Genomic DNA, 22,290 nt, shown 5'->3' with positions numbered 1-22,290 from the left:
TTACAAGAAACCATGCTGCTTTGCATAATTTCCCCAGTGCGGCTGTCTGCCATCGACGTCGGTAATGCCGAACTCATCAGACAGCTGCCAGCTCGGGAATACTTGTCCGGATCTTTCCAGCAAATCGCTGCTTGCTGCAAGAGCTGCGATTCCGCGTCCGACAAAAAATGGCGTTTCCGATTGGCTGAAATGCTCGGCATCTGGTTTGCCGCCATGCACAGCATCAAGCCACGTTTCTTCCGTTACTTCAAAATGCTCCAGCATTTCCTCAGAGCGAAGGAAGCCGGGAGTTACAGCAACAGCCGTTACATCATAGGGCTTAAGGTCAGCTGCCATTGCCGCTGCAAGATGTATAGGCGAAATTTTGGCCAAGCTATAAAACAAGCTTCCGCGATAACGGTAATCGATTCCGTCCGTTACTTCAATGATTAGTCCCTTTCTTCGTTTCACCAGCAATGGAGCCCCATAATGACTCGTAATGAGATGAGCTTTTACGGCACGCTCTTGCATTAACAGGCCCTTACTTAACGAATGCTCCCAAAACGGCTTTCCCCATTCCGTTAATTTTTCTCCTCCCCAAATGTTATTGACCAGCACATCCAGTTGTCCATTTTGCTCCTTGTTGATTTGCTCGAACAAAGCCTGAACGTCCGCTTCAACTGTATGGTCCACTCTAACCGGGATGCCCACGCCTCCTCGTGCAGTGACCAATTCGGCTGTTTCTTCAATCGTTTCCGCTCTGTTCAAATCGGAGGCTTGGCCGCGAATGCTTCTTCCTGTGCAGTAAACGGTGGCTCCTGCTTCTCCAAGACTTACTGCAATACCGCGTCCAGCTCCTCGTGTAGCTCCAGCAACGACTGCGATTTTTCCCTCTAATGGTTTCATTGTATCTCTCCATTCCGATTTCTATGGTTTACTCTTTGTCAGTTTAGCAAACGATATACGACAACTACTGTCATATATTCATGCTACAATGAAAAAAACGAATGAGAGCAGCACAGGAGGCCTAGCATATGAGAGCGGGACGGTTAATTGCCATCCTATTATTGATGCAAAACAGCGGGAAATTGACGTCAAAAGAACTTGCGGAAAAGCTGGAGGTATCCGAGCGTACAATCATTCGTGATATGGAGTCGCTCAGTGAAGCGGGCATTCCGGTTTATGCGGAGAGGGGAGTGCACGGAGGATGGGTTTTATCCGAGGGGTATCGAACCAATTTAACGGGTATGCATGCGGATGAATTAGTGTCTGTTATCGTTGGCAGTCCATCTTCTTTGCTGAGCGATCTAGGAATTGCGAGTCATTATGAAGCAGCTGTTCAAAAAATACTGGCTGCCTCTCCTGCTGAAGTGAGCAAAGGGGCAGCTCTTATGAAGCAAAAGATTCATATTGATGGAGCGGGCTGGCATCAGATGGAAGAGTTAATGCCATTCTTGTCGATTGTGCAGGAAGCCGTTTGGGAAGAACGATTATTGAAGATTCGCTATCATCGCGAGGACGGTATCGCCGAGCGAATCGTCTCTCCGCTTGGACTCGTTGCTAAGCGCAACGTTTGGTATTTGATTGGCGAAGTGAACGGGGAGAAACGGACCTACCGAATCTCAAGATTATTGGATGCCCTTATGCTGGAGGAGCGTTTCGAACGCCCAGCAGACTTTGATCTGGCTCAGTACTGGGAACAGTCCATGGGTGAATTTAAGCAGAGACTGCCGCAATATCCAGCTGTTATTACTTTTCATGATACGGTGCTCTCTCGGCTATCCAAAGAACGATATGTGAAAATCGTAGAAAGCAGCCCTTCGCTGAAAACGAGTTGGTCATCGGCGCGAGTTGAATTTCAAGGATTGGAATCGGCGTGCGAAATTATTTTAAGTTATGGTTCACGAATAGAAGCGGTTGAGCCTGCAGAGCTGCGGCAAAAAGTGATGGCTGAGGCAATGGCCATCAACCGTCTATATATCGAATTGTAAAAAAAGAGGATGCCCGACGATGGGCTTCCTCTTTTTTGGCGTGTCACGATACTTATTAAGGCATTACAATGGCAAATCTCGTTTGCTGAAAGTGAGGATTCCCGCCATAAAGCCAGCAAGACCGATCAAGAAGAGTATGACCAAAGCGAGTACCGGGTCGCTGCTGCCGCTTGCAATTTCACTTGGCCTATATAATGAAAAGAGGGAGAAATACTTTAACCAGTCTATATTCGCGCTTATTTTGCCGAGCATATCGAGTCCGAACATGCCGAATGTAATGACCCCTGAGATGCCTAGTGCTTTCTTCTCATCGCTAGAGAAGGCAGAGATGAAGAAGGAAATTCCCCCTACTGCAAAAAATAACATCCATGCAATCACATTCAATAAAATGAAGCGGGAACCGTCAAATTCGTATCGATCACCGATAAACAAGGCATAGCCAATAAAACCTGCAGCTGTCGTAACGATCATAATCAGCAGCAGCCCAGCGATGAGCACACTCGCTTGCGTTGCGGCGATACGCTGTCGAGACGTCGGTGTGGACAGCAGATAAGCCATGGAGCCTTGATCCACCAGCCTTGCCATTAGGCCCGTCGACAGCATGATGCTGAAAATAGAGAGCAGAAGAGGCAAAATGAGTCCGTAATACTCTCCCGAGATGAAGGCCTCCATGCTGCCGAAGCCGGCTTGGACGCCGAAAGCATTCATAAGCCCTTCGGGCAGAGCCGACATAAGCTCGTTAAGTGCTCCTGTGTTTTGCGCGATGCCGGGATACAGCCAGAACATGAGCAAAATGTAGAAGGCCGAGCCGAAGGCGTAGTTGCTTATTCCTTTAAGATTGATCTTCATCATTTGTTTGAAAAGGGGAGCGTTCATCAGGCGAGCTCCTTCCGGTCATAATAGTGCATGAATACGTCCTCAAGATTTTGTGCGGTGATATCGAGGCTGCGAATAGGGTATTTGGCCGTCTCTCGAATCAGCTCGTTATAATTGCCCTGCACGGCGACTGTGACCCGTCTGCCATCGTGTGATTCGATAGGCACTGTGCCCGATAACACGAACAGATGAGCATCTGCCGCCTGCTCAAAAACAATCTCAACCAGCTTGCGCTGCATGGACTGAAGCTCATGTATGTTTTTGACGGTCATCACTTTCCCGTCCTTTATTATGGCGGCGCGGTCGCAGGTTCGCTCGATCTCGGTAAAGCTATGGGAAGACATCAGAAATGTCGTTCCTTTCGCTTTCTCTTCGAGAACAAGCTCAATAAACGTCTGCTGCATGAGAGGATCGAGGCCGGAGGTAGGCTCATCGAGAATGATTAATTCGGGATCATGCATGAATGCGGCGACAATTCCGACTTTTTGCTTCATGCCTTTGGACATCTTCCGAATCGGCGTGTTGACGTCGAATTGCAGCCGTTCGATTAGGCTCCGGCGTTTGGCTGAGCTGTCCACTCTCTGCATAGAGGAGAGAAATTCAAGGAAAGCTTTTCCTGTCATTCCTTCGATAAAAGCGATTTCCCCAGGCAAATAGCCAACAAACTTCTGCACCGTTCCTTGTTTCGCCCAGGTATCGAGTCCCTTTATGGATACGCGTCCATGATCCGGCTTCATAAAACCCATAATGTGACGAATAGTCGTCGATTTGCCTGCACCATTTGGCCCCAAAAAACCGAACACTTCACCTTTGTTTACCGTGAATGACACATCTGTAATGCCGCGGCCATTCCGAAAAAGCTTAGTCAGCCCCTCAACGATTAACATATACCGCTGCACCCCGCATTTGTAATTATGAAATTATTTTATTATTTGATTTCATTATTTATGATAATTTCGTTAGGATTAGAAGTCAATGGGTTATGAAATATAGATGTGCTATAATTTCATTAAATTAAAATAGAAGTGATTGCAGGAGGCAGTATGAACGGTTTCGAGAGAAGGAAGGAATTAATCAAGGAGAAGATTAAGAAGACGGTTTTAGACATGCTCAAGACGTGGGAGCCCAAAAAAATACGAATCGCCGATATTGCAGCGGAAGCTGAAGTATCTCAAGTGACGATTTACAATTATTTCGGCAGTAAGGATGCACTGCTTAGCGAGGTATTCAAACAATTTATTGATAAGAGCATTACCGATTTTGAAACATTCATTCAAGGTGATCACTCCCTAAAGGAGATCATTCAATATATCGTGTTTGTAGATAAGGAAGCTTATCGCGCCTTTACTCCTGAATTTTTCACACAGTTCCTGATTGATGACGAAACGAATCAATATATTGAAGAGCTTTATCGAACAAAGGGGATGCCGCTCGTCGTACAATTTGTAGAAGAAGGGAAAAGGAAGGGCGAGATCTCGAAGAAGGTATCGACTCCGACCATTATCGCTTATATCAATATGCTAAAAGCGCAATCCCACATGTTCCTAGATTTGGCGCAGCAAAGCGAACAAGTAGACGATTTTCTTGATGAGTTTATTCATCTCTTCTTTTATGGTATTTGCAACTCTGGACCAGAGTCTAATTCGTAGGTCCATGTTATTTGACTATGGGCTTGTATATTCGATACAATTTAGGCTGCAGCATGTTTGTACATAGAGGTATGAATGAAGGGAGAATACGAGATCATGAGTGGATTTGAACATCATTTAGATACGTATGCAGAGTTGATTGTAAAAATTGGAGTGAACGTACAGCAGGGCCAAGAGGTATTCGTTACAGGAGCTGTCGATCAAGCAGCACTCGTTAGACTTGTAGCCGGCAAAGCCTATGAAGCAGGCGCGAGCAACGTCCATGTGGAGTGGACTGACGATTCATTGTCCAGATTAAAATATGAGCAAGCAGCAGACGAAGTATTTGCGCGTTACCCCGAATGGGAAACGGCAAAACGCAACTCGTTTGTGGAACGCGGAGCAGCGTTTATCTCCATCGTTTCATCAAGCCCAGATTTGCTGAAAGGCATCGATTCAGGACGTATTTCCAGCTTCCAGAAAGCATCTGGCCAAGGCTTGCAGGAGTTCCGCAGAGCTATTCAATCGGATAAGGTGAGCTGGACAGTAGTTGCGGCAGCGAGCAAGCAATGGGCAGCGAAGGTATTCCCGGAAGCAGGGGAAGAGGAAGCGGCCCAAAAGCTGTGGACAGCTATTTTTGAATCGGTTCGTTTGCATGCTGAGAACCCTGTTAAGGCATGGGAAGAGCATAATGCGAATCTTCACAGCAAGGGCGAGACGCTCAACCAGAACCGTTTTCATAAATTGCATTATACGGCTCCTGGCACGGATCTTACGATTGAATTGCCGGAGAAGCATATTTGGGTCGCTGCAGGCAGCACGAACATTAACAACATTCCTTTCATGGCGAATATGCCGACCGAGGAAGTGTTTACAGTTCCGCTAAAAACAGGCGCAAACGGTTATGTATCCAGTACGAAGCCGCTAAGCTATGGCGGCAACATTATCGATCGTTTCAAGCTGACGTTTGAAGCCGGACGTATTGTGAAGGTAGAGGCTGAAGAAGGCCAAGACATCCTGCAGAAGCTTGTAGACATTGACGATGGCGCGCATTACCTAGGCGAGGTTGCGCTCGTTCCACATGAGTCACCGATTTCGCAGTCCAACATCTTGTTCTATAATACGTTGTTTGATGAGAATGCATCTAATCATCTGGCAATCGGCAGCGGTTATGCTTTCAATATCGAGGGCGGCAAGTCGATGTCACCAGAAGAGCTTGCTGAGAACGGCGTTAATGCCAGCATCACGCATAATGATTTTATGATCGGCTCAGCTGAAATGGATATCGATGGCATCACGAAGGATGGAACGGTAGTCCCTATCTTCCGTAAAGGAAATTGGGCAATTTAATTAGGGTTAGCAAATAAAGAGCTATCTGGAAGAGGCGAATGCTTCTTCCCGGTAGCTTTTTTCTGTTTTATGGGTTCTTTTACTTAAATAAGACAACTTCCCAGATGGCTATATGACAAATGTCATGCCATCGTATTGACGTTTATGACTACAATGACCTGACAGTTTTCTTTACAATAAAGTTAGAATACTGCGTTAGACGTCCGGGATACTCTCCAAGCGTCATATTGAGGAGGAAAATGCGATGACAGAGCTTAAACATGCTCACTTGAAAAAAGAAGTTGCCCCATTTGAGAAAACGGATTTAAAGTCGAGTATCAGACAGCTTATTAACACCTTAGTGCCACTCGTTCTGCTCTGGTATGCCTCTTACTATAGTCTTTCCATATCGTACTGGCTTACTGTTCCGTTGGTGCTGCTTACTTCTGGTTTCGTCATTCGTACATTCATCATCTTTCATGACTGCTGTCACGGATCGTTTTTCAAAAGCAAAAAAGCAAACGATATCATAGGTACAATTACAGGCGTCATTACGCTTGTCCCTTATAGACAGTGGAAAAATTCACATTCTATCCATCACGCAACAAGCAGCAACCTCGATAAACGGGGCGTTGGCGATTTGTGGATTTTAACGGTGGAAGAATACGCAGCAGCGCCGCTTATGCGCCGGTTTGCCTATCGTATGTATCGTCATCCGCTAGTTATGTTTGGACTTGGTCCAATCGGTGTTTTCCTTATTCAATACCGCTTTAATATTAAAGGTGCTAGACGCAAGGAACGGATGAACACTTATTTAACAAATGCTTTGATCGTAGGCTCTTACGCGCTGCTTATCTGGGCAATCGGTTGGCAAGCATTCCTGCTTGTTCAAGGTCCTGTGTTTTTTGTATCGGGTCTGCTCGGCATATGGTTGTTTTATGTACAGCATCAATTTGAGGATTCTTATTTTGAGAATGAAGACGAGTGGAGTTATGTGAAAGCTGCTGTTGACGGAAGCTCTTACTACAAGCTGCCTAAAGTGCTGCAATGGATTACAGGCAACATCGGCTTCCACCACGTTCATCATTTGAGCCCAAAGGTTCCGAACTATAACTTGGAAAAAGCGCATAATGCAACGCCGCCGCTTCACAAAGCGACGACGATTACGATCAGCGAAAGCTTAGAATCACTCCAGTTTCGTCTTTGGGATGAATCAGACAAAAAATTTGTCAGCTTCAAAGGGATCAAGCATCGTCTTCGTAAAGCAAAAGCATCATCTGAGAAAATAAAAGCGACACAAGCAAGCTTGAAATTTAAATAACTCCATATAAACATACACCAGAAGCCACGCCCTTACAGGCTGGCTTCTAGTGCATACAGCATCAAGGAAAATAAATACTTGAAATGTTGTATATGCTAAAATGATTATAAAATAATCATAACCATCGTATGGCATGGGATAAAGGATGGACGACCATGAACAAGTGGTATCAGATTTTTCAGAAAAACACAGGTCTAAGCCCATATGTGTGGGTCGTCTTCTGTATTTTGCCTTTTTATTTTATTTTTCGTTCGTCTTCCCCTTATGAAGCCGTATCCGGTATCATCATGATTATTTTGTTTTTTATTTGTTACCGGCTATCGTTTGTCTCTAAGGGCTGGCTAGTGTATTTCTGGACGAGTGTGCAAATTATTATATCGATTGCGATGACTTTATTGTTCAGTTACGTTTATTTTTCGATATTTCTAGCTTTTTTTATCGGACATATTCAGAATCGAGCTGGATTTTTTACTTTGTATACGATTCATATTGTCAGTACGTTCGTAACGGTCAATTACGGATTTGCTACACAGAACACGTTGTTTTTTACACAGTTTCCGTTCATACTCATTAGTCTCATCGTCGTTATCCTGCTTCCCTTCAACACGTACAACAAAAACAAGCAGGGTCAGCTCGAAGGGCAGCTTGAGGACGCGAATAAGCGGATATCGGAACTTGTGAAGCTTGAGGAGAGGCAGCGAATCGCGCGTGATTTGCATGATACGCTGGGACAGAAGCTGTCGCTAATCGGTTTGAAGAGTGACCTCGCGGGCAAGCTGATGGTCAAGAACCCAGCGCAAGCCCAAGCGGAAATCAATGATGTTCGCCAGACGGCGCGAACCGCGCTTAAAGAAGTGCGGGAAATGGTTACGCAGATGCGCGGAACAAGAATTGAGGATGAAATGTTTCGGGTAAAGCAGATTTTGAAGGCTGCCGAAATTGAATTCGAGCTCGTGGGAGAATTGAAGCTTGGTACTGCGAATTTGCTCACTGAAAATGTTCTCAGCATGTGTTTGAAGGAAGCGGTAACGAATGTTGTCAAACACAGCGGGGCAACGACGTGCACCGTAACGATTCAATCAGCGCGGACAGAGCTGTTGCTGAAGGTGCAGGACAATGGTGTAGGAATTCCTGAGGAAGCTAGAAACTACGGAGGCCATGGTCTTCAAGGCATGAAGGAGCGTCTTGAGTTCGTGAACGGAAGCCTAGATATCATTTCGAATGATGGAGCGACGCTCATTATTAAGGTGCCAACCGTTATTAAACAAATGTAATGATTTATTAAAAAGGGGATTGAGGGATAATATGATCAGAATCGTCATTGCCGAGGATCAGCGCATGCTGCTGGGCGCCCTCGCTTCCTTGCTTGATTTGGAAGAGGATATGAAGGTCGTCGGAAGAGCAAGCAATGGAGAACATGCCATAAGTCTTGTGCATGAGCACAAGCCTGATATTTGTATTATGGATATTGAAATGCCGGCCAAGACTGGGCTTGATGCTGCTGAGGAGCTGAAGGGACAGGGCTGCAAGGTCATTATTTTGACGACATTTGCAAGATCCGGTTACTTTGAGCGTGCTCTCAAAGCGGGAGTTAGTGGCTATTTGCTTAAGGACAGCCCAAGCGAGGAGCTTGCCAATTCGATTCGTAGCGTCATGGCTGGACGACGGATCTTCGCATCGGAGCTTGTAGATGAGGCATACGGACAAGAAAATCCGTTAACAGAGCGCGAGAAGGAAGTGCTTGTGCTCGTAGCAGATGGGAAAAACACGAAGGAAATTGCAAGCGAGCTGTTTATTACGACGGGTACCGTTCGCAACTATATATCTGTCATTCTTGATAAGCTTGACGTCAGCAACCGCATCGAGGCGATTACTCGGTTTAAAGAAAAGGGCTGGTTCAAATAATGTACCAGTACAAGAGCACCGAAGTGAAAATATGATGCGTTATTGAGCGGAGTTATTCGATCTCAACGGCGCTTTTTTTGTTTTCAAGAGTTAAAGGAACGGGTATTGGAGAGAGTACTAGGGAAGGGAGTTAATGGGATGAGTTATACAAATTTGACACTTCATACAGATAAGTACCAAGTAAATATGATGTACGCGCATTGGCTGCAAGGAAGCAAAGATGAGAGGGTTGTATTCGAGGCGTATTTCCGCAAGCTTCCCTTTAATAACGGCTTTGCTGTATTCGCAGGTTTGGAGAGAATTGTGGAATACATTCAGTCTCTTCATTTCGGAGAAGAGGAAATTACATATTTGCGTACGCAAGAAGAGAACTACAAAGAGGAGTTTCTTGATGAGCTGCGCAGCTTTCGGTTTACAGGCAATATTTATTCGGTAGAGGAAGGAACGCTCGTTTTTGCGAATGAACCATTGTTCTGCGTTGAGGCACGCGTATTTGAAGCACAGCTCATAGAAACGGCTATCCTCAATATGATGAACTATCAGACGTTGATCGCGACGAAGGCTGCTCGAATTAAGCAGGTTGCTCCAGATGACGTATTGCTTGAGTTCGGAACGAGGCGTGCGCAAGAGGCAGATGCAGCGGTTTGGGGAGCAAGAGCTACTTATATTGCGGGCTTCCATGCGACTTCTAATATGAGGGCTGGCATGCTGTTTGGCATTCCTGCCAAAGGCACGCATGCCCATTCTTGGGTGCAGGGGCATGATACGGAGGAGGAAGCATTTCGAGCTTATGCGGAATCGCTGCCTGACTATGTAACTCTGCTGGTAGATACGTACAACACGCTCAAAAGCGGAGTTCCCAACGCGATTAAGATCGCCCATATGCTAGAGAGCCAGGGGAAACGAATGAATGCGATCCGCCTTGATAGCGGCGATTTAGCGTATTTATCACAAATGGCGCGGAAAATGCTCGATGAAGCTGGCCTGCCTTATGTGAATATCGTTGCCTCCAGTGACTTGGACGAAGCTATTATTTCTAACCTAAAGTCGCAAGGCGCAAAGATTGATGTATGGGGTATCGGTACGAAGCTGATTACCGCAGCGGATCAGCCTTCACTCGGCGGTGTGTACAAGCTTGTCGCGCGTGAGAAAAACGGGAGCTACGAGCCGGTTATCAAAATTTCAGCTAATCCAGAGAAGATATCCACACCGGGGTTCAAGCAGCTTTACCGTATCATTAACACATCAACTGGAAAAGCAGAAGCGGATTATATTACGCTGAGGGATGAGCAGCATGTAAACAGGGGAGAGCGAATTAAACTGTTTGACCCAGTTCATTCTTATATCCATAAATTTATTACTCATTATGAGGCGATAACATTATTAAAGCCGATTTTTGCAGATGGCGAATTAGTATATGATATGCCGAGCTTAGATCGAATTCGCAGCTATCATATGGGACAATTTGAACTATTTTGGCCGCAATATTTGCGTAAGCTCAATGCGGAAGCATACCGCGTTAATTTAAGTGAAGCGACGTGGGAGCTAAAGCGGGAATTGATACAGAAGCACCAGCAGTAGCTGACTTCTTAGAAAATAGGGTGCTATTTATTAATAAAAGACATTTGTTGCACACTCGTGCACAAATGTCTTTTGCTGTTTATGGCAGCGCAATCTTAATGACTAACATGATAAATGAGGAGATTTGTCGAAAATAAAGGAGATTACACCTATATTGTGGAAATAGTAGCAGTAACAAAACAACATAATTTGGAGGTAAGGATATGAAGAAAGGTAAAAAAACGATACTTATATGGCTGACAGCATGTTTAATGCTATTTTCTTTCGTGATGCCGGTGGCTGCTGCTTCTGAAGTTTCGAAGGATAAGTATACGTATTCGTTATCGAAGAAATTTGGCGATGTAACGGAATCGCTGACGTTCAATGATTTGGGAGAAATTTATGAGGATGAAGTGGTTACTTCAACACTCGTTCCAGAAAATGCAGTCTTAAGTTTCACAGCGAAGGTTAACACTAGCGTTGTTGTGTTAGGCTATAAATTGGATAAAGGGATGTTGGTTTCAGAACCAGTACCTTGGACGATAAACGGCAAAAAAGAGCTAATCAGTGAACTAGCTGCGAATACGACGGGAACTGTAACTTTTGAATTTGGCGCTCCTTATTATGAATTATTTATTTGGGATGAAGCAACCGGTGACATGACAAGCTACTTCTTAAAAATTGATAAGGGTGCAGCTACAGGCGAGCAGCCCGATGCTTGGGCGAAGGAGGAAGTAGACGCAGCTATTGCTGCTGGGCTTGTACCGACGGAGATGCAAAACAACTACAAAAAACAAATAACGCGTGCAGATTTTGCAAAAATTATTATTAGATTGCTCGAAGTTAAAACGGGTCAAACAATTGACGACATTTTATTGGAAAATGAGGTCAGCCTCAGCGATAATCCATTCACGGATACAAAGATTAAGGAAGTAATTGCCGCTAATCTGATGGGTATCGTAAACGGCAAAGGAAACGGCAAGTTTGATCCAAGCGGCAGCATAACAAGGCAAGAGGCAGCCGTCATGCTCGCGAACACGGCAGAGGTGCTTGGTTATGAAGTTGCAGCGGATGTTTCGGTGTTTGCTGACAACAGCAGTATAGCTAGCTGGGCTATGCTAAGCGTTGATTTCGTATCGATGTACGATGTTATGAAAGGCACCGGAAATAATATGTTTAGCCCGAAGGGCACATATACACGTCAACAAGCTTATATGACTATAATGCGTTTGGATTCCGTGCTTGAATAACATCTAAGCGTGCCCATAATAAAAGAAGAAGGTGAGCACATGCTGCTCACCTTCTTCTTTTCCAGCCAAACACTTTTACATGCACGAGCAACCTTGTTATCCAGTGTGTGGCGACATAGAGAATGATAAATAAAATAACGAGTGGTCTAAATACGATCCATAACACAATCCAACAGAGAAGAACCTGCCAAGGCTTTAGCTTCTTCAATAGATTCCCAGGCAAGAGCATAAAACGATAGAATTTATAATTTTTTTGTAGACCTTCGAGAAACTCTTGGCGAATTTGCTTGTCTTCAGGGTCTAGTCTGATGGCATTCTTGAGCATGAGCAGATAGTCGTCGTAGTCGTTCCGTCTTTCCGCTGACCATGCCAAATATAAGTAAACCATATCAGACTCGACATCGAGCCGCAAAGCTTGATTAGCCAGCATTTTTGATTCGGCAAAATGATTCAATAACGCTTCGTTATAGCTTAAATTAGCGAGATACAATGAATTTTCAGGAGAGATTTCAAGTCCTTTCAATAGCAAATCCCGGGCTTCTTCATACCTTCTCGTTTTATTGTATATGTTAGCCAGTAAGAAATAATAATGTGGTTCATAAGGATCAATTCGCTGCCCTTCGGCAATCGATTCCAAGGCTGCTTTCCAATTTTCCATCGAATAAAAAGCATTGCTGCGAACAAACCAGGCTAATTCATTTTCCGGGTCGCGTAGAAGCGATTGTTCTGTCCAGTGAAGGGCTTGATCCAGATTATCCATGTATAGACTAACCTGCCCGAACAGTGCATAGGCATAGGGGTCCTCTGGAGTATCCTGAATTAGCGCAAGCGCCTCAACAGAAGCTTCCTTAAACTTTTTCCAACCCATGAGCTGTTGTATTCGCTCGTATCGTTTACTGGTCATTTCCTCTTCTATTTCCATCATAACTATGTCTACCTCGCTATATCGGATTTATTTCAAACCGCTTTGTTTCATATAATCGAGAACGATTTGATAGTCCTGATTAATATCGCTGAACGTAGCATAGTTTTTGGCTGTGGCAAACCAATCGAGAGTGGTCGCCTTTCGATGTTTTGCAGCTTTTTTCAAATCGTCCTGCGATATGGGCTGAATTTCTCCAATATCGAGTGTACGCTCCAGTGCGCTCTCAACGGCATCCTTCACGATTTGCTCCAGATCCGCTCCAGAGAAATGTTTGGTCTCCTTCGAGATTTTATTTAAATCAAGCGAGGAAAGCGGCTTTCCAGCTAGCTTTAGCTGCAGGATGGTTGTACGCTCCGATTCTTCAGGCGGCGGTACAAAAATCATATGGTTAAACCTTCCGGGTCTGCGCAGCGCGGAATCAAGGTACCAAGGCGTATTCGTCGCTCCGATGACAAATACTTGATCATTGAACGTACGAAGTCCATCGAGCTCCATCAGAAGCTGATTGACGAGTATGCGGTCATGATGCTGACGCATCTGATTGCGGCTGCCGCCCATCGCGTCAAGCTCATCAATAAAGATGACGCACGGTTTATTTTCCCGAGCCTTCTCAAAAATGTCATGCAAATTGTTTTCGCTTTGACCGACGTACATGCCTAGAATAGCCTGCAGCTCAATGTGCATGAAATTAGCATCTATTTCTCCGGCAACCGCTCGCGCAAGAAAGGTTTTGCCGCAGCCTGGAGGCCCGTACAGCAGAAGGCTGCCGCCCGCTTCCTTGCCGTAGGCTGCAAACAGCTCAGGCTGCTTCAATGGTAATATGAAATTCATACGTATTTTTTTCTTAACATCCTCAAGCCCGCCTACGTCCGCAAAGGTTTCATCAGGCTTTTCGGATTCAACTAAATCTTTACCGTTATTATCAAATCGAAGCACCTTCAGCTTACTGCGGCGTCGATCAGCAAGATCATCACGGTCGTTATGATCGGACATGGTCATCATCCTTTTTTAAAACAAATTTGCTACTAGTGTACCAAATTTTGAGAGTTTACAGTGTGTTTTTATATAGAAATGTATTTATTCAGGTACTATAATTTTCGTATTCAAATGCCAGCCCACGCAAATAAGTGTATAGTTTAGGAAGCGAGTTAAATGGATTATTGCTAATAGCTTGAAGTAATCCTGTTAATAATGAAACTATGAAGAGGTGGTTTAAAATGACCAAACCGCGTATTGGTATGGTTGGACTTGGAGGAATTGCACAAAAGGCCTATCTTCCTATTTTATCGAAAGCTGTAGACTGGAATTTTGTTGGTGCTTTTTCACCTAATGCAGAGAAGCGTGCAGTAATTTGTGAGCAGTACCGAATTTCATCCTATGGAAGCTTACTTGAGCTGGCTGACCGCTGCGATGCTGTTTTTGTACATAGCGCTACTGACACTCATTATGAGGTAGTGTCAACTCTGCTCAAACAGGGTAAGGATGTATATCTGGATAAACCGCTGGCAGCTACTTTGCATCAGGCAGAGCAGCTTGCGGAGCTCGCAGAAAAGTTTGGCCGGAAGCTGATGGTTGGCTTTAACCGTCGTTTTTCTCCTTTATACATAGAAGCAAAGAACCGAATGACAGACACGGCATGGGTTCGGATGGAGAAACATCGGACGAATTCAGTTGGTCCACAAACCGCAGATTTTACGATGCTGGACGATTATTTGCATGTAGTTGATACAGCACGCTGGCTTGCAGATGGGAAGGCGACTGTGATGAACGGCGTCGTTAATGTTAACGAGCATAATCAGCTGCTTTATGCACAGCATCACTACAGTACATTCGGTGGTTACACGTTATCGACTGCGATGCACCGACATGCAGGAACGAACTTGGAGCAGCTCGAAATTGTATCGGCAGGCGAAATTATTCGTGTAAAAAATATGAGTTTGCTCGAAGTAGAGCGTGACGATACAGTAACACAAACGTTGCCGCCATCTTGGCAAACGACTCTGAAACAACGAGGTTTTGAGGATGCTGTTCTTCACTTCATTCAATGTATCGTACAAGATAAGAGTCCAAGCGTGAATGGTGAAGAAGCTCTGGAATCACAAAAGCTGCTAATGAAGATGCTGGAATAAAGGGAGTGCACGAAATGAGTCACGATTCAAAGGCATTGGCAAAACCGAAGCAAGCGCGAAAAAAGAGGGTGCTTATATGGACGTTAGCCATTGTTTTGGTATTACTATTGTCACTGGCTGTCGCGTATCAAATGATGGTTTATTCACCATCTGCTGAGGCAAAAGCTGCCATGAAGAGCGATGAACAAGTTACGGTCAGCATTGGACAAGCAGGCTATCGCTTTGAACCGACCGCTGGAGCAGCCGGGATTGTTCAGCCTAATGTTATTTTTTATCCAGGTGGATTAGTAGATCCAAAAAGCTATGCACCTTTAGCTCACAAGCTCGCTGACGCTGGCCACCGTGTATACATTGCAAGTATGCCGCTTAATCTTGCTTTAATGGGGCAAAATAAAGCGGATGATTTTATTGCTGAGCATCCAGAGGAAAGTTACGTTATAGGCGGCCACTCGCTTGGCGGTGTTTTTGCTTCACGATATGCTGCGGAGCATTTGGATCAACTTAAGGGTATCTTTTTCCTTGCGGCCTATGCAGAAAAAGCTGGAACTCTTGAAGATGCTAAGCTGCCAGTATTGCAAGTCACTGCGTCTAATGATGGCGTGTTGGATTGGGAGGCATGGGGCAAAGGAAAACGGTATATGCCTAGCTCAACGCAGTATGTCACGATTGAAGGAGGGAATCATGGTCAATTTGGTTCCTATGGCACGCAAAAAGGGGATCGACCAGCAAGCATTAAGCCGGAGGAGCAGCTGGAGCAAGTAAGCAAGGAGCTGATCGGATGGATGAAGGGAATTCAAGCAACCAAATAACGGACTGTCCAGTTACTCGGACAAACGTACTGCTTATCATAAGAGGACAAGAAGCTGTCTCACGGTTAATACCCGGAGGCAGTTTTTTTTGTTCTCAACGTTTAGCCTCAGAGGTCTGTATCACATGCTGTAATGAAATAGGCTTGACATTTATTGGTCACGGTTGTATGGTTAGTTATATAACTAATGAACCATGTAACCTAAAGGGGTGATGACGTGTTTGATGATCGAAGTCCCATTTACCAACAAATAGCAGACAAAATTAAAGACGACATCATAAGCGGCATTTTGCAAGAAGATGAGCAGGTCATGTCAACAAACCAGTATGCTGCGTTTTATCGTATAAACCCTGCTACAGCAGCGAAAGGCTTTCATTTATTGACGGAGGAAGGCATTTTGTATAAGAAAAGGGGAATCGGCATGTTTGTAAATGGCGAAGCTAGGCAATTGCTGCTGGCACAGCGCAGAGATCGTTTTTTCGAAGAGGTCGTCGATCAAATGCTTGCGGAAGCTGAGAAAATTGGTGTCCCTCTTGCAGATATCATTGGTCGCATCGAACAAGTGAAAGGGAGGACTGACGTATGACGCTAGGTATCGAAGTGAATCAATTGGGGCAGCGTTATGGATCATTTTCAGCGCTACACAATATTTCGTTCAAGCTCGAGGGTGGCAAAATATACGGTTTGCTCGGTAGAAATGGTTCTGGAAAAACCAGTCTATTATCGATCATAGCATCCTATCGACAGCAATCAGATGGTGAAATATCGATAGATGGTGAAGCGCCATTCGAAAATGCACGCATCATGGAGCAAGTATGCTTTATCCAAGAAAGCGGCCATATGCCGGACACTTTATACGTTCGTGACGTATTAAAGCTTTCGGCTAGCTGCTGGCCCAATTGGGATGCAAACTATGCGGATCGACTCATTCGTCACTATGAGCTCCCGATTAAGAAACGTATATCTACCCTTTCGAGAGGAATGAAGTCGGCGCTTGGCGTGACGATTGGCCTTGCTAGCCGCGCACCGGTTACGATTTTTGATGAGGCTTATCTTGGCATGGATGCTCCGTCCCGCTATACCTTTTATGAAGAGCTGCTTAATGATTATATGGAAACGCCTCGTACTTTCATTTTATCTACGCATTTAATTGAGGAAGTAGGCAATTTGTTTGAAGAGGTGCTTATTTTGGATAAAGGTCGCCTAATCATGCATGAGGAAACAGATGCGCTGCGGGCGCGCGGCTCATCTATAACTGGACCGAGTGAAAGCGTGGATCGTTTTGCAGAAGGATTGACGGTGCTTGGGGAGCAGAAGCTTGGTAAAACGAAGTCAGTTACTGTGTTCGGAGAGCTCACTGATGTGAAGCGCAAGCAAGCATTAGCAGCAGGGCTTGAGCTTGGTCCTGTATCACTGCAAGATTTATTCGTTCATTTGACGAAGAAAAGAGGGGATGAATAATGAGCAGCAAGAGAAAACATCCCGTGCTTAATGTGGCACAGCATATGATGTACACCTTTCGTTGGACGATCTTTTTTTATTGGGTCATATTTATTCTGATCTATATTGGTATAGGCATTTTAACGAATGCTGAGGCTATAGTAGGACCTGATTTTGAAGGGCAAGAGGTTTGGGAAAGCACGACCATATCCCCGAGATTATTTCTGCTTGTCATTGGCATACTGCTGACCCCTGCATCGCTTGCAAGCTTTGTTTCCAGTGGAGTAACGAGAAAGCACTTTATTGGAGGCGTGAGTTTAGTACTAGTCCTATTTTCAGCCATATTCGCCCTTATATTAACGATAGGGTATCCCGTCGAGCAGTTCATTTATGACAAAAACAATTGGACATTAGAGCTGAACAATCCGCATTTGTTTTCTTCTTCTTTAGAGCTCGGCTGGATCTTTTTTGAATATTTCTGTTTGTTCTTTGCCTACTTTGGCAGCGGTTGGCTCATTGGCTCCGGATTTTATCGATTTAATTGGAAGATAGGCGTACTAATTTCAGTTGCTGCCCTGCTGCCAATGATGGCGATGGAGGCTGTTCTATCGTCAGACTGGATAGGCAATCTATTGCAAACGGGATTAGAGGTAGAACGAGCATCGCTAGCAGCAGTCATTATTCTTGCCTTTGCTGTCATGCTGTGTATTGTAGCTTTGAATTTTATGATGCTTCGCCGTGTATCAATAAGAAAAAAGTTATTTTAATCCAAGTATTCAAGCCGTTTCCAAAGATCGTAATGATCTTTGGAAACGGCTTTATTTATTTTGTCAACAACCAAATTTTTGAAGGAGGCTTATCGAACATTGTCGAAATATAGTATGATATGAGCATTAACATTATCGAGTTTTTGAGGTGTATGATGAAAGTACTACGTAAATTTTTGTTGATCTTCGTGTTTTTGCTCTGTATTGTTACTCCTTTTTTTGCTACGGCTTCTTATGCTGCTACTTTCCAAGCATTAACGAATGAACCAAATATCAGGATAACAGAATGGGAAATGATCTGGGAGGAGAATCCATCTGGAATTTCGGATCATAGTGAATTTCTGGAGAAAAAAGGCGCTTGGATCCCGTTTACCTACGGCGATCCATTACCTACTAAGCCTGCTAATATTACATCGGCATGGTTGAGATTTAAACTACCTGAATTTTACTTTTCAAGACCCGCTCTAATGATTAGCAGTCTTACTGCGAAGGATGTAATGATTTTTATTGATAATGAACTCGTATATAAGTCTGATCGTAATTATCCATATAATAGGAATGAGATTTTATTATCTTTAAGCTCGTATGAATCTAATAAAATGGTATACGTCTTTCTTCATACAGATGCAGACTGGCTAGGATTAAAGAAGCAAATCTTAGTTGGCGAGAATCAAACGCTCAGTAAAGATTTTTTGAAGCACGATATGCTGGATGTTGTATTGGGAGCAGCCCTTTTGTTCGTTTCATTGGCTATGTTCCTTATTATTATTTTTTTGAGAAAACCATATTTAGCTGGATGGAGTTCACTGTGCGTAGTTATTTTATCAATCGGTTTAATGATTCTCTCATATTCACCTTATCTACATACTATTTACGGGGAGTATGGATTTTATATTTACTATCTATTCGATTTAGCATCAAGCCTATTGATGCCTGCTATTTATTTCTTTTTCGAAAAGATTTTTGGAAGAGGCCCTTATGGGTTAATATTATTGTTTAGAAGGCTCCAGGTTATTATTTTAATTATAACAGTTATATTATTGTTTGCTTCTTTTATATCAGTTGAGATCAAAACTATGTATACTATGGTTACTATAATATCTTTCGGTGGCTCAATAATAATTGGGAATTTGCTTCTCGTCGGCTTGCTTATAAATTATTGTTTTCAAGGAAATAAAGAAGCTATTGTTTTAACGACTGGCTTCGGAATCTTCTCAGCAGTCGGGGTATCCGAAGTTATTTGGTATTTTATCAAGGGTATGAGCTATGATTTGTTTTTCTGGAAATGGGGCATTCTTAGTTTTATTGCTGCACTTGTTGTGATTCTTGCAAGGAGAATTTTAGAAAACTACGAACAGGTTGTTAAATATTCAAAACAACTTGAAGTGTTTAACAATGATCTTCAACGGTCTGAAAAAATGGAAATCATTAGTCAGTTAGCAGCTTCAGTAGCTCATGAGGTTAGAAACCCGTTGCAGGTGACGAGAGGTTTTTTACAACTTCTTCGTGAGAAAACTACGAACGATAAGGAACAAAGTTTTATGGTACTTGCAATAGATGAATTAGATCGCGCATCAGAGATCATAACTGATTTTCTTACGTTCGCCAAACCACAGCTTGAACAAACAACGCTTTTAAATATTTCAGAGGAGCTTCAACAAATTGAAGGTATACTGGTTCCTCTTGCTACAATGCAAGGTGGAGTAATCAATGTTGAGTTGGCAAATGACTTATTTGTAAGAGGTAATTCATCAAAATTTAAGCAGGCTCTAATAAATATTATTAAAAATAGTATTGAAGCACTGGACAAAGAAGGTGTTATATTAATTAGAGCTTATATGGATAATTCTAATAATGTCGTTATTTGTATAAAAGACAACGGTGAGGGAATGAATGAGGCTGATCTCGCAAGATTAGGAGAGCCGTATTATTCGAAGAAATCAAAAGGAACTGGTTTAGGGCTGATGGTTACTTTCCGAATTATAGAGGTAATGCAAGGGAAGCTTGAGTTTTTTAGTAAGAAAGGTTTAGGAACCGAAGCAATAATTCATATCCCATCTGCAGAAAAATAGCGCTGGTTGCTTTTAAAACCAGCGCTTTTTTTTATTTTTATTTATTGCCACATAGCGCCTTGTGCTTGGATCGCTTCTTCTTTAATTGTTGTTGGGTTTTCTGGAATTACCAAGTAGTATTTATTAGCCGATTCTTCCACAACCTCTACTTCGATTGTATCCGGAACATCGATTCCGAAAGCTTCTTTTATTGCTTCTTTCGGATTGGCGATAAGTTGTTTCTTGAATTCGGCATCTTCCCAAGCTTTTTGAATGATTTGATCTTTTAACGATTGTACATTGGACACAATAATCACCCTTCCGAATATGTATAAGTTTACCATACTCAGTCTATCATGCCCGTTCGACAAATTCTATATGAATTTTCAATTATTCGACAATTAATAGATTATATAGTACCTATTAAACTGAAATTTTAGACAAAAAGTAGTTAAATCCGCCCTCCAGCAGCAACTTTTTATTTGATTCTATCGTCTCATGGGTATGGTTCAAATGTTTTAGTATAAAACTATGGAATGCGACTAGCTCACTAGATCCCACTTCCAATTCGATTAGTCGTTTTTCATTATCAATTGCAAGCTGAACATAAGGTCCGAGGCATCCTCGAATAAAGATTTCATTTTCAACCTTTTGTTCAGTTAATGCTTCTTCCGCAGTTCTATTTGCGGTGATCATCGCAAGCAGGCCATTATAGCTGCCTTCAGCCAGATCTTCTTTCCAATCCTGATAGTCGTCAGACATCTGAAGCGACATCAGCACAATATCGATGGCGAGCTCCATCTTCTCAATGAGCTCTGGGCGTTCTGCTAACAACAACGCGCCAGTGCTTGCGATTTTGACGGGACCTGCTTTGCCAGCTGTGCGGATAGGGTCGTTTATAAAGTAATCATCGCGATCCTCGTTGGTTACACTCTCGGCCCAGTTCGTTACATAATGGTCGTAATACGCCCAAAATGGTGAAGCTGAAGGGAACAGCTCACGGAATACACGGAACATTTCGAGCATGAGCAGGTTGCCTAGAGCAAGCTGTTCCTTCCAATTTGATGCCGGCATGCTGTCCATCACGTCATCCTGAATAAAAAAATAAAGCATTCCATATACATTAGCTAATGCAAGCGCTTCGCATTGCGAATCATTAATTCCGCTCGGCTCTTTCATCCAGAAGGGGAGAAGGCTGCATATGTAATCCTTATTGCTGTCATGCTTCACAGGATTGAACTTATGCGCATAGGCCAGACCAAGGCTGCCGAGCGGTGCCGGGAAAGCTGCAATACGTTCTTCGGCTTTGGCATAAACAAGTTCCAGCTGTGTGGTATAGCGAGTAAACCATTCCATTTAAATGTCCTCCGCTGCAATAGAATGTAAGCCAAACGACCATACTAAATTAAGATTTGGTGCATATAAATAGTATATGAACGGTGTCAATCTTTTCCTACTATATCATTTTTGGAAAAAGAAAATCTTAACATATTTTTAAGCATGAGGAAGAAAAAAACGAAGTCTGTATTGAGTAAAAGCAGAAAATCCAGTAAAATGGATTAAGGTTATAAAAATAGGTGAAGTTAGTAGATGATCCTCTGTCACGCTATGCTTACAGAACTGGACTTAGGTCGGGGATGAATCTATTACCTGAGCAGGTTTAGAATTTAGTTCTCCTGCATTAAAGTTAATACCTAGATGAGAGTTCTTTAATGTGGAGGTAGTATGGCATGAATAGAGATGTTGAAATTTATGTTCTCTTAACGAATACGGGAACCTTATTTTCCAAGACAATTAGATGGTACACTAAAAATATGCTGAATCACGCTTCAATCGCATTTGACAGAGACTTGAATGAGGTTTATAGCTTTGGCAGAAAAAATCCGAACAACCCATTTTTTGCGGGATTTGTGAAAGAGGATGTACGAGGCGAGTTTTTTGAGAACTCAACCTGCGCTTTGTATAGATGCACGATTAGTCATTGCGCCTATATAAACATACGAAATCAAATTCATTACATGGAGAAAAATCGCGATCAGTATAAATACAATTTGCTAGGCATGTTAGGCATCATGCTTAATATTGAGATGAAACGAGAGTACGCATACTTTTGCTCGCAGTTTGTAGCCTCTGTTTTTGAGGAAAGCGGCGTAAATCTTGTTAATAAACCTTCCTTGTTCGTAACACCTGCTGATTTGGAGAATACAACGCTGCTGGAGCTCGTTTACCATGGTAAGCTGCAAGCTTATACAGGTGTTCAAGAGGAAATAAAGGCAACTGGAACCTTCCGCACTGCGTAAAGAAGATCTCACGTGTTGAGATCTTTTTCTT

The 22,290-nt window shown here is 43.3% G+C and carries 22 protein-coding genes; 15 read left to right on the top strand and 7 right to left on the bottom strand.

The window, feature by feature from the left end:
• Positions 1-885, bottom strand: coding sequence for an SDR family oxidoreductase (locus AC1DOV_RS29300; protein WP_477551719.1), 885 nt, complete (start codon positions 883-885; stop codon positions 1-3).
• Positions 886-1,013: 128 nt separating this feature from the next.
• On the opposite strand from AC1DOV_RS29300, the gene AC1DOV_RS29295 reads away from it, so the two are divergent.
• Entirely contained in the window at positions 1,014-1,970 is a 957-nt protein-coding gene (locus AC1DOV_RS29295) for a helix-turn-helix transcriptional regulator (RefSeq protein WP_477512505.1), read from the top strand.
• A gap of 63 nt (positions 1,971-2,033) precedes the next feature.
• Here the strand turns inward: AC1DOV_RS29295 and AC1DOV_RS29290 are convergent, their stop codons facing one another.
• Positions 2,034-2,846 (bottom strand): ABC transporter permease subunit, encoded by an 813-nt coding sequence (locus AC1DOV_RS29290; protein WP_477551718.1) that lies wholly within the window; start codon positions 2,844-2,846, stop codon positions 2,034-2,036.
• The gene (locus AC1DOV_RS29285) at positions 2,846-3,733 is read right to left on the bottom strand and encodes an ABC transporter ATP-binding protein (RefSeq protein WP_477551717.1); all 888 of its coding nucleotides are present in this window, start codon (positions 3,731-3,733) and stop codon (positions 2,846-2,848) included. The genes AC1DOV_RS29290 and AC1DOV_RS29285 overlap by 1 nt, the downstream gene beginning before the upstream one ends.
• 156 nt (positions 3,734-3,889) lie before the next feature.
• On the opposite strand from AC1DOV_RS29285, the gene AC1DOV_RS29280 reads away from it, so the two are divergent.
• The 7 genes from AC1DOV_RS29280 (at position 3,890) to AC1DOV_RS29250 (ending at position 11,839) form a co-directional block, all read left to right on the top strand.
• The gene (locus AC1DOV_RS29280) at positions 3,890-4,495 is read left to right on the top strand and encodes a TetR/AcrR family transcriptional regulator (protein WP_477551716.1); all 606 of its coding nucleotides are present in this window, start codon (positions 3,890-3,892) and stop codon (positions 4,493-4,495) included.
• A gap of 96 nt (positions 4,496-4,591) precedes the next feature.
• Entirely contained in the window at positions 4,592-5,824 is a 1,233-nt protein-coding gene (locus AC1DOV_RS29275; protein WP_477551715.1) for an aminopeptidase, read from the top strand.
• A gap of 244 nt (positions 5,825-6,068) precedes the next feature.
• Positions 6,069-7,124, top strand: a complete 1,056-nt coding sequence (gene desA, locus AC1DOV_RS29270; RefSeq protein WP_477551714.1) for a Delta(5) desaturase DesA — start codon at positions 6,069-6,071, stop codon at positions 7,122-7,124.
• A gap of 155 nt (positions 7,125-7,279) precedes the next feature.
• Positions 7,280-8,398, top strand: coding sequence for a sensor histidine kinase (locus AC1DOV_RS29265; RefSeq protein ID WP_477551713.1), 1,119 nt, complete (start codon positions 7,280-7,282; stop codon positions 8,396-8,398).
• A gap of 31 nt (positions 8,399-8,429) precedes the next feature.
• Complete coding sequence (locus AC1DOV_RS29260) at positions 8,430-9,029, top strand: response regulator transcription factor (protein WP_339207155.1); 600 nt, start codon at positions 8,430-8,432, stop codon at positions 9,027-9,029.
• Between the two features lie 138 nt (positions 9,030-9,167).
• Positions 9,168-10,610 (top strand): nicotinate phosphoribosyltransferase, encoded by a 1,443-nt coding sequence (locus AC1DOV_RS29255; RefSeq protein ID WP_477551712.1) that lies wholly within the window; start codon positions 9,168-9,170, stop codon positions 10,608-10,610.
• 203 nt (positions 10,611-10,813) lie between these two features.
• A complete protein-coding gene (locus AC1DOV_RS29250) occupies positions 10,814-11,839 on the top strand; it encodes an S-layer homology domain-containing protein (protein ID WP_477551711.1) in 1,026 nt (341 codons plus the stop codon).
• Positions 11,840-11,885: 46 nt separating this feature from the next.
• Here AC1DOV_RS29250 and AC1DOV_RS29245 read toward each other — a convergent pair whose 3' ends face one another.
• Together AC1DOV_RS29245 and AC1DOV_RS29240 are read right to left on the bottom strand one after the other, a co-directional pair.
• Positions 11,886-12,764 (bottom strand): tetratricopeptide repeat protein, encoded by an 879-nt coding sequence (locus AC1DOV_RS29245; protein ID WP_477551710.1) that lies wholly within the window; start codon positions 12,762-12,764, stop codon positions 11,886-11,888.
• Between the two features lie 27 nt (positions 12,765-12,791).
• A complete protein-coding gene (locus AC1DOV_RS29240) occupies positions 12,792-13,757 on the bottom strand; it encodes an ATP-binding protein (RefSeq protein ID WP_477551709.1) in 966 nt (321 codons plus the stop codon).
• Between the two features lie 224 nt (positions 13,758-13,981).
• Between AC1DOV_RS29240 and AC1DOV_RS29235 the strand changes: the two genes are divergently transcribed.
• The 6 genes from AC1DOV_RS29235 to AC1DOV_RS29210 all read left to right on the top strand — a co-directional run bounded on the left by AC1DOV_RS29235 (position 13,982) and on the right by AC1DOV_RS29210 (position 19,980).
• Positions 13,982-14,893 carry a Gfo/Idh/MocA family protein gene (locus AC1DOV_RS29235; RefSeq protein ID WP_477551708.1) on the top strand — a complete coding sequence of 304 codons (912 nt, stop codon included), beginning with the start codon at positions 13,982-13,984 and terminating at the stop codon, positions 14,891-14,893.
• Between the two features lie 14 nt (positions 14,894-14,907).
• Positions 14,908-15,702 carry an alpha/beta hydrolase gene (locus tag AC1DOV_RS29230; RefSeq protein WP_477512493.1) on the top strand — a complete coding sequence of 265 codons (795 nt, stop codon included), beginning with the start codon at positions 14,908-14,910 and terminating at the stop codon, positions 15,700-15,702.
• A 216-nt stretch (positions 15,703-15,918) separates the two neighbouring features.
• Positions 15,919-16,287, top strand: coding sequence for a GntR family transcriptional regulator (locus tag AC1DOV_RS29225; RefSeq protein WP_076271901.1), 369 nt, complete (start codon positions 15,919-15,921; stop codon positions 16,285-16,287).
• Positions 16,284-17,162 (top strand): ATP-binding cassette domain-containing protein, encoded by an 879-nt coding sequence (locus AC1DOV_RS29220; RefSeq protein WP_477551707.1) that lies wholly within the window; start codon positions 16,284-16,286, stop codon positions 17,160-17,162. Before AC1DOV_RS29225 ends, AC1DOV_RS29220 begins: the two co-directional genes overlap by 4 nt.
• Positions 17,162-17,908, top strand: coding sequence for a hypothetical protein (locus tag AC1DOV_RS29215; protein ID WP_477551706.1), 747 nt, complete (start codon positions 17,162-17,164; stop codon positions 17,906-17,908). Before AC1DOV_RS29220 ends, AC1DOV_RS29215 begins: the two co-directional genes overlap by 1 nt.
• Positions 17,909-18,060: 152 nt before the next feature.
• On the top strand, positions 18,061-19,980 hold the full coding sequence (locus tag AC1DOV_RS29210; protein ID WP_477551705.1) for an ATP-binding protein: 1,920 nt from the start codon (positions 18,061-18,063) through the stop codon (positions 19,978-19,980).
• A gap of 41 nt (positions 19,981-20,021) precedes the next feature.
• Here the strand turns inward: AC1DOV_RS29210 and AC1DOV_RS29205 are convergent, their stop codons facing one another.
• Both AC1DOV_RS29205 and AC1DOV_RS29200 read right to left on the bottom strand, forming a co-directional pair.
• Entirely contained in the window at positions 20,022-20,267 is a 246-nt protein-coding gene (locus AC1DOV_RS29205) for an NHLP leader peptide family RiPP precursor (RefSeq protein WP_477512489.1), read from the bottom strand.
• A 115-nt stretch (positions 20,268-20,382) separates the two neighbouring features.
• A complete protein-coding gene (locus tag AC1DOV_RS29200) occupies positions 20,383-21,315 on the bottom strand; it encodes a hypothetical protein (RefSeq protein ID WP_477551704.1) in 933 nt (310 codons plus the stop codon).
• Between the two features lie 374 nt (positions 21,316-21,689).
• Between AC1DOV_RS29200 and AC1DOV_RS29195 the strand changes: the two genes are divergently transcribed.
• The gene (locus tag AC1DOV_RS29195) at positions 21,690-22,259 is read left to right on the top strand and encodes a C40 family peptidase (RefSeq protein WP_076269627.1); all 570 of its coding nucleotides are present in this window, start codon (positions 21,690-21,692) and stop codon (positions 22,257-22,259) included.
• The last annotated feature ends 31 nt before the right edge of the window (positions 22,260-22,290 follow it).

The organism is Paenibacillus sp. 01T47 (assembly GCF_056398245.1).
This window is presented reverse-complemented; position numbering and strand designations above follow the sequence as displayed.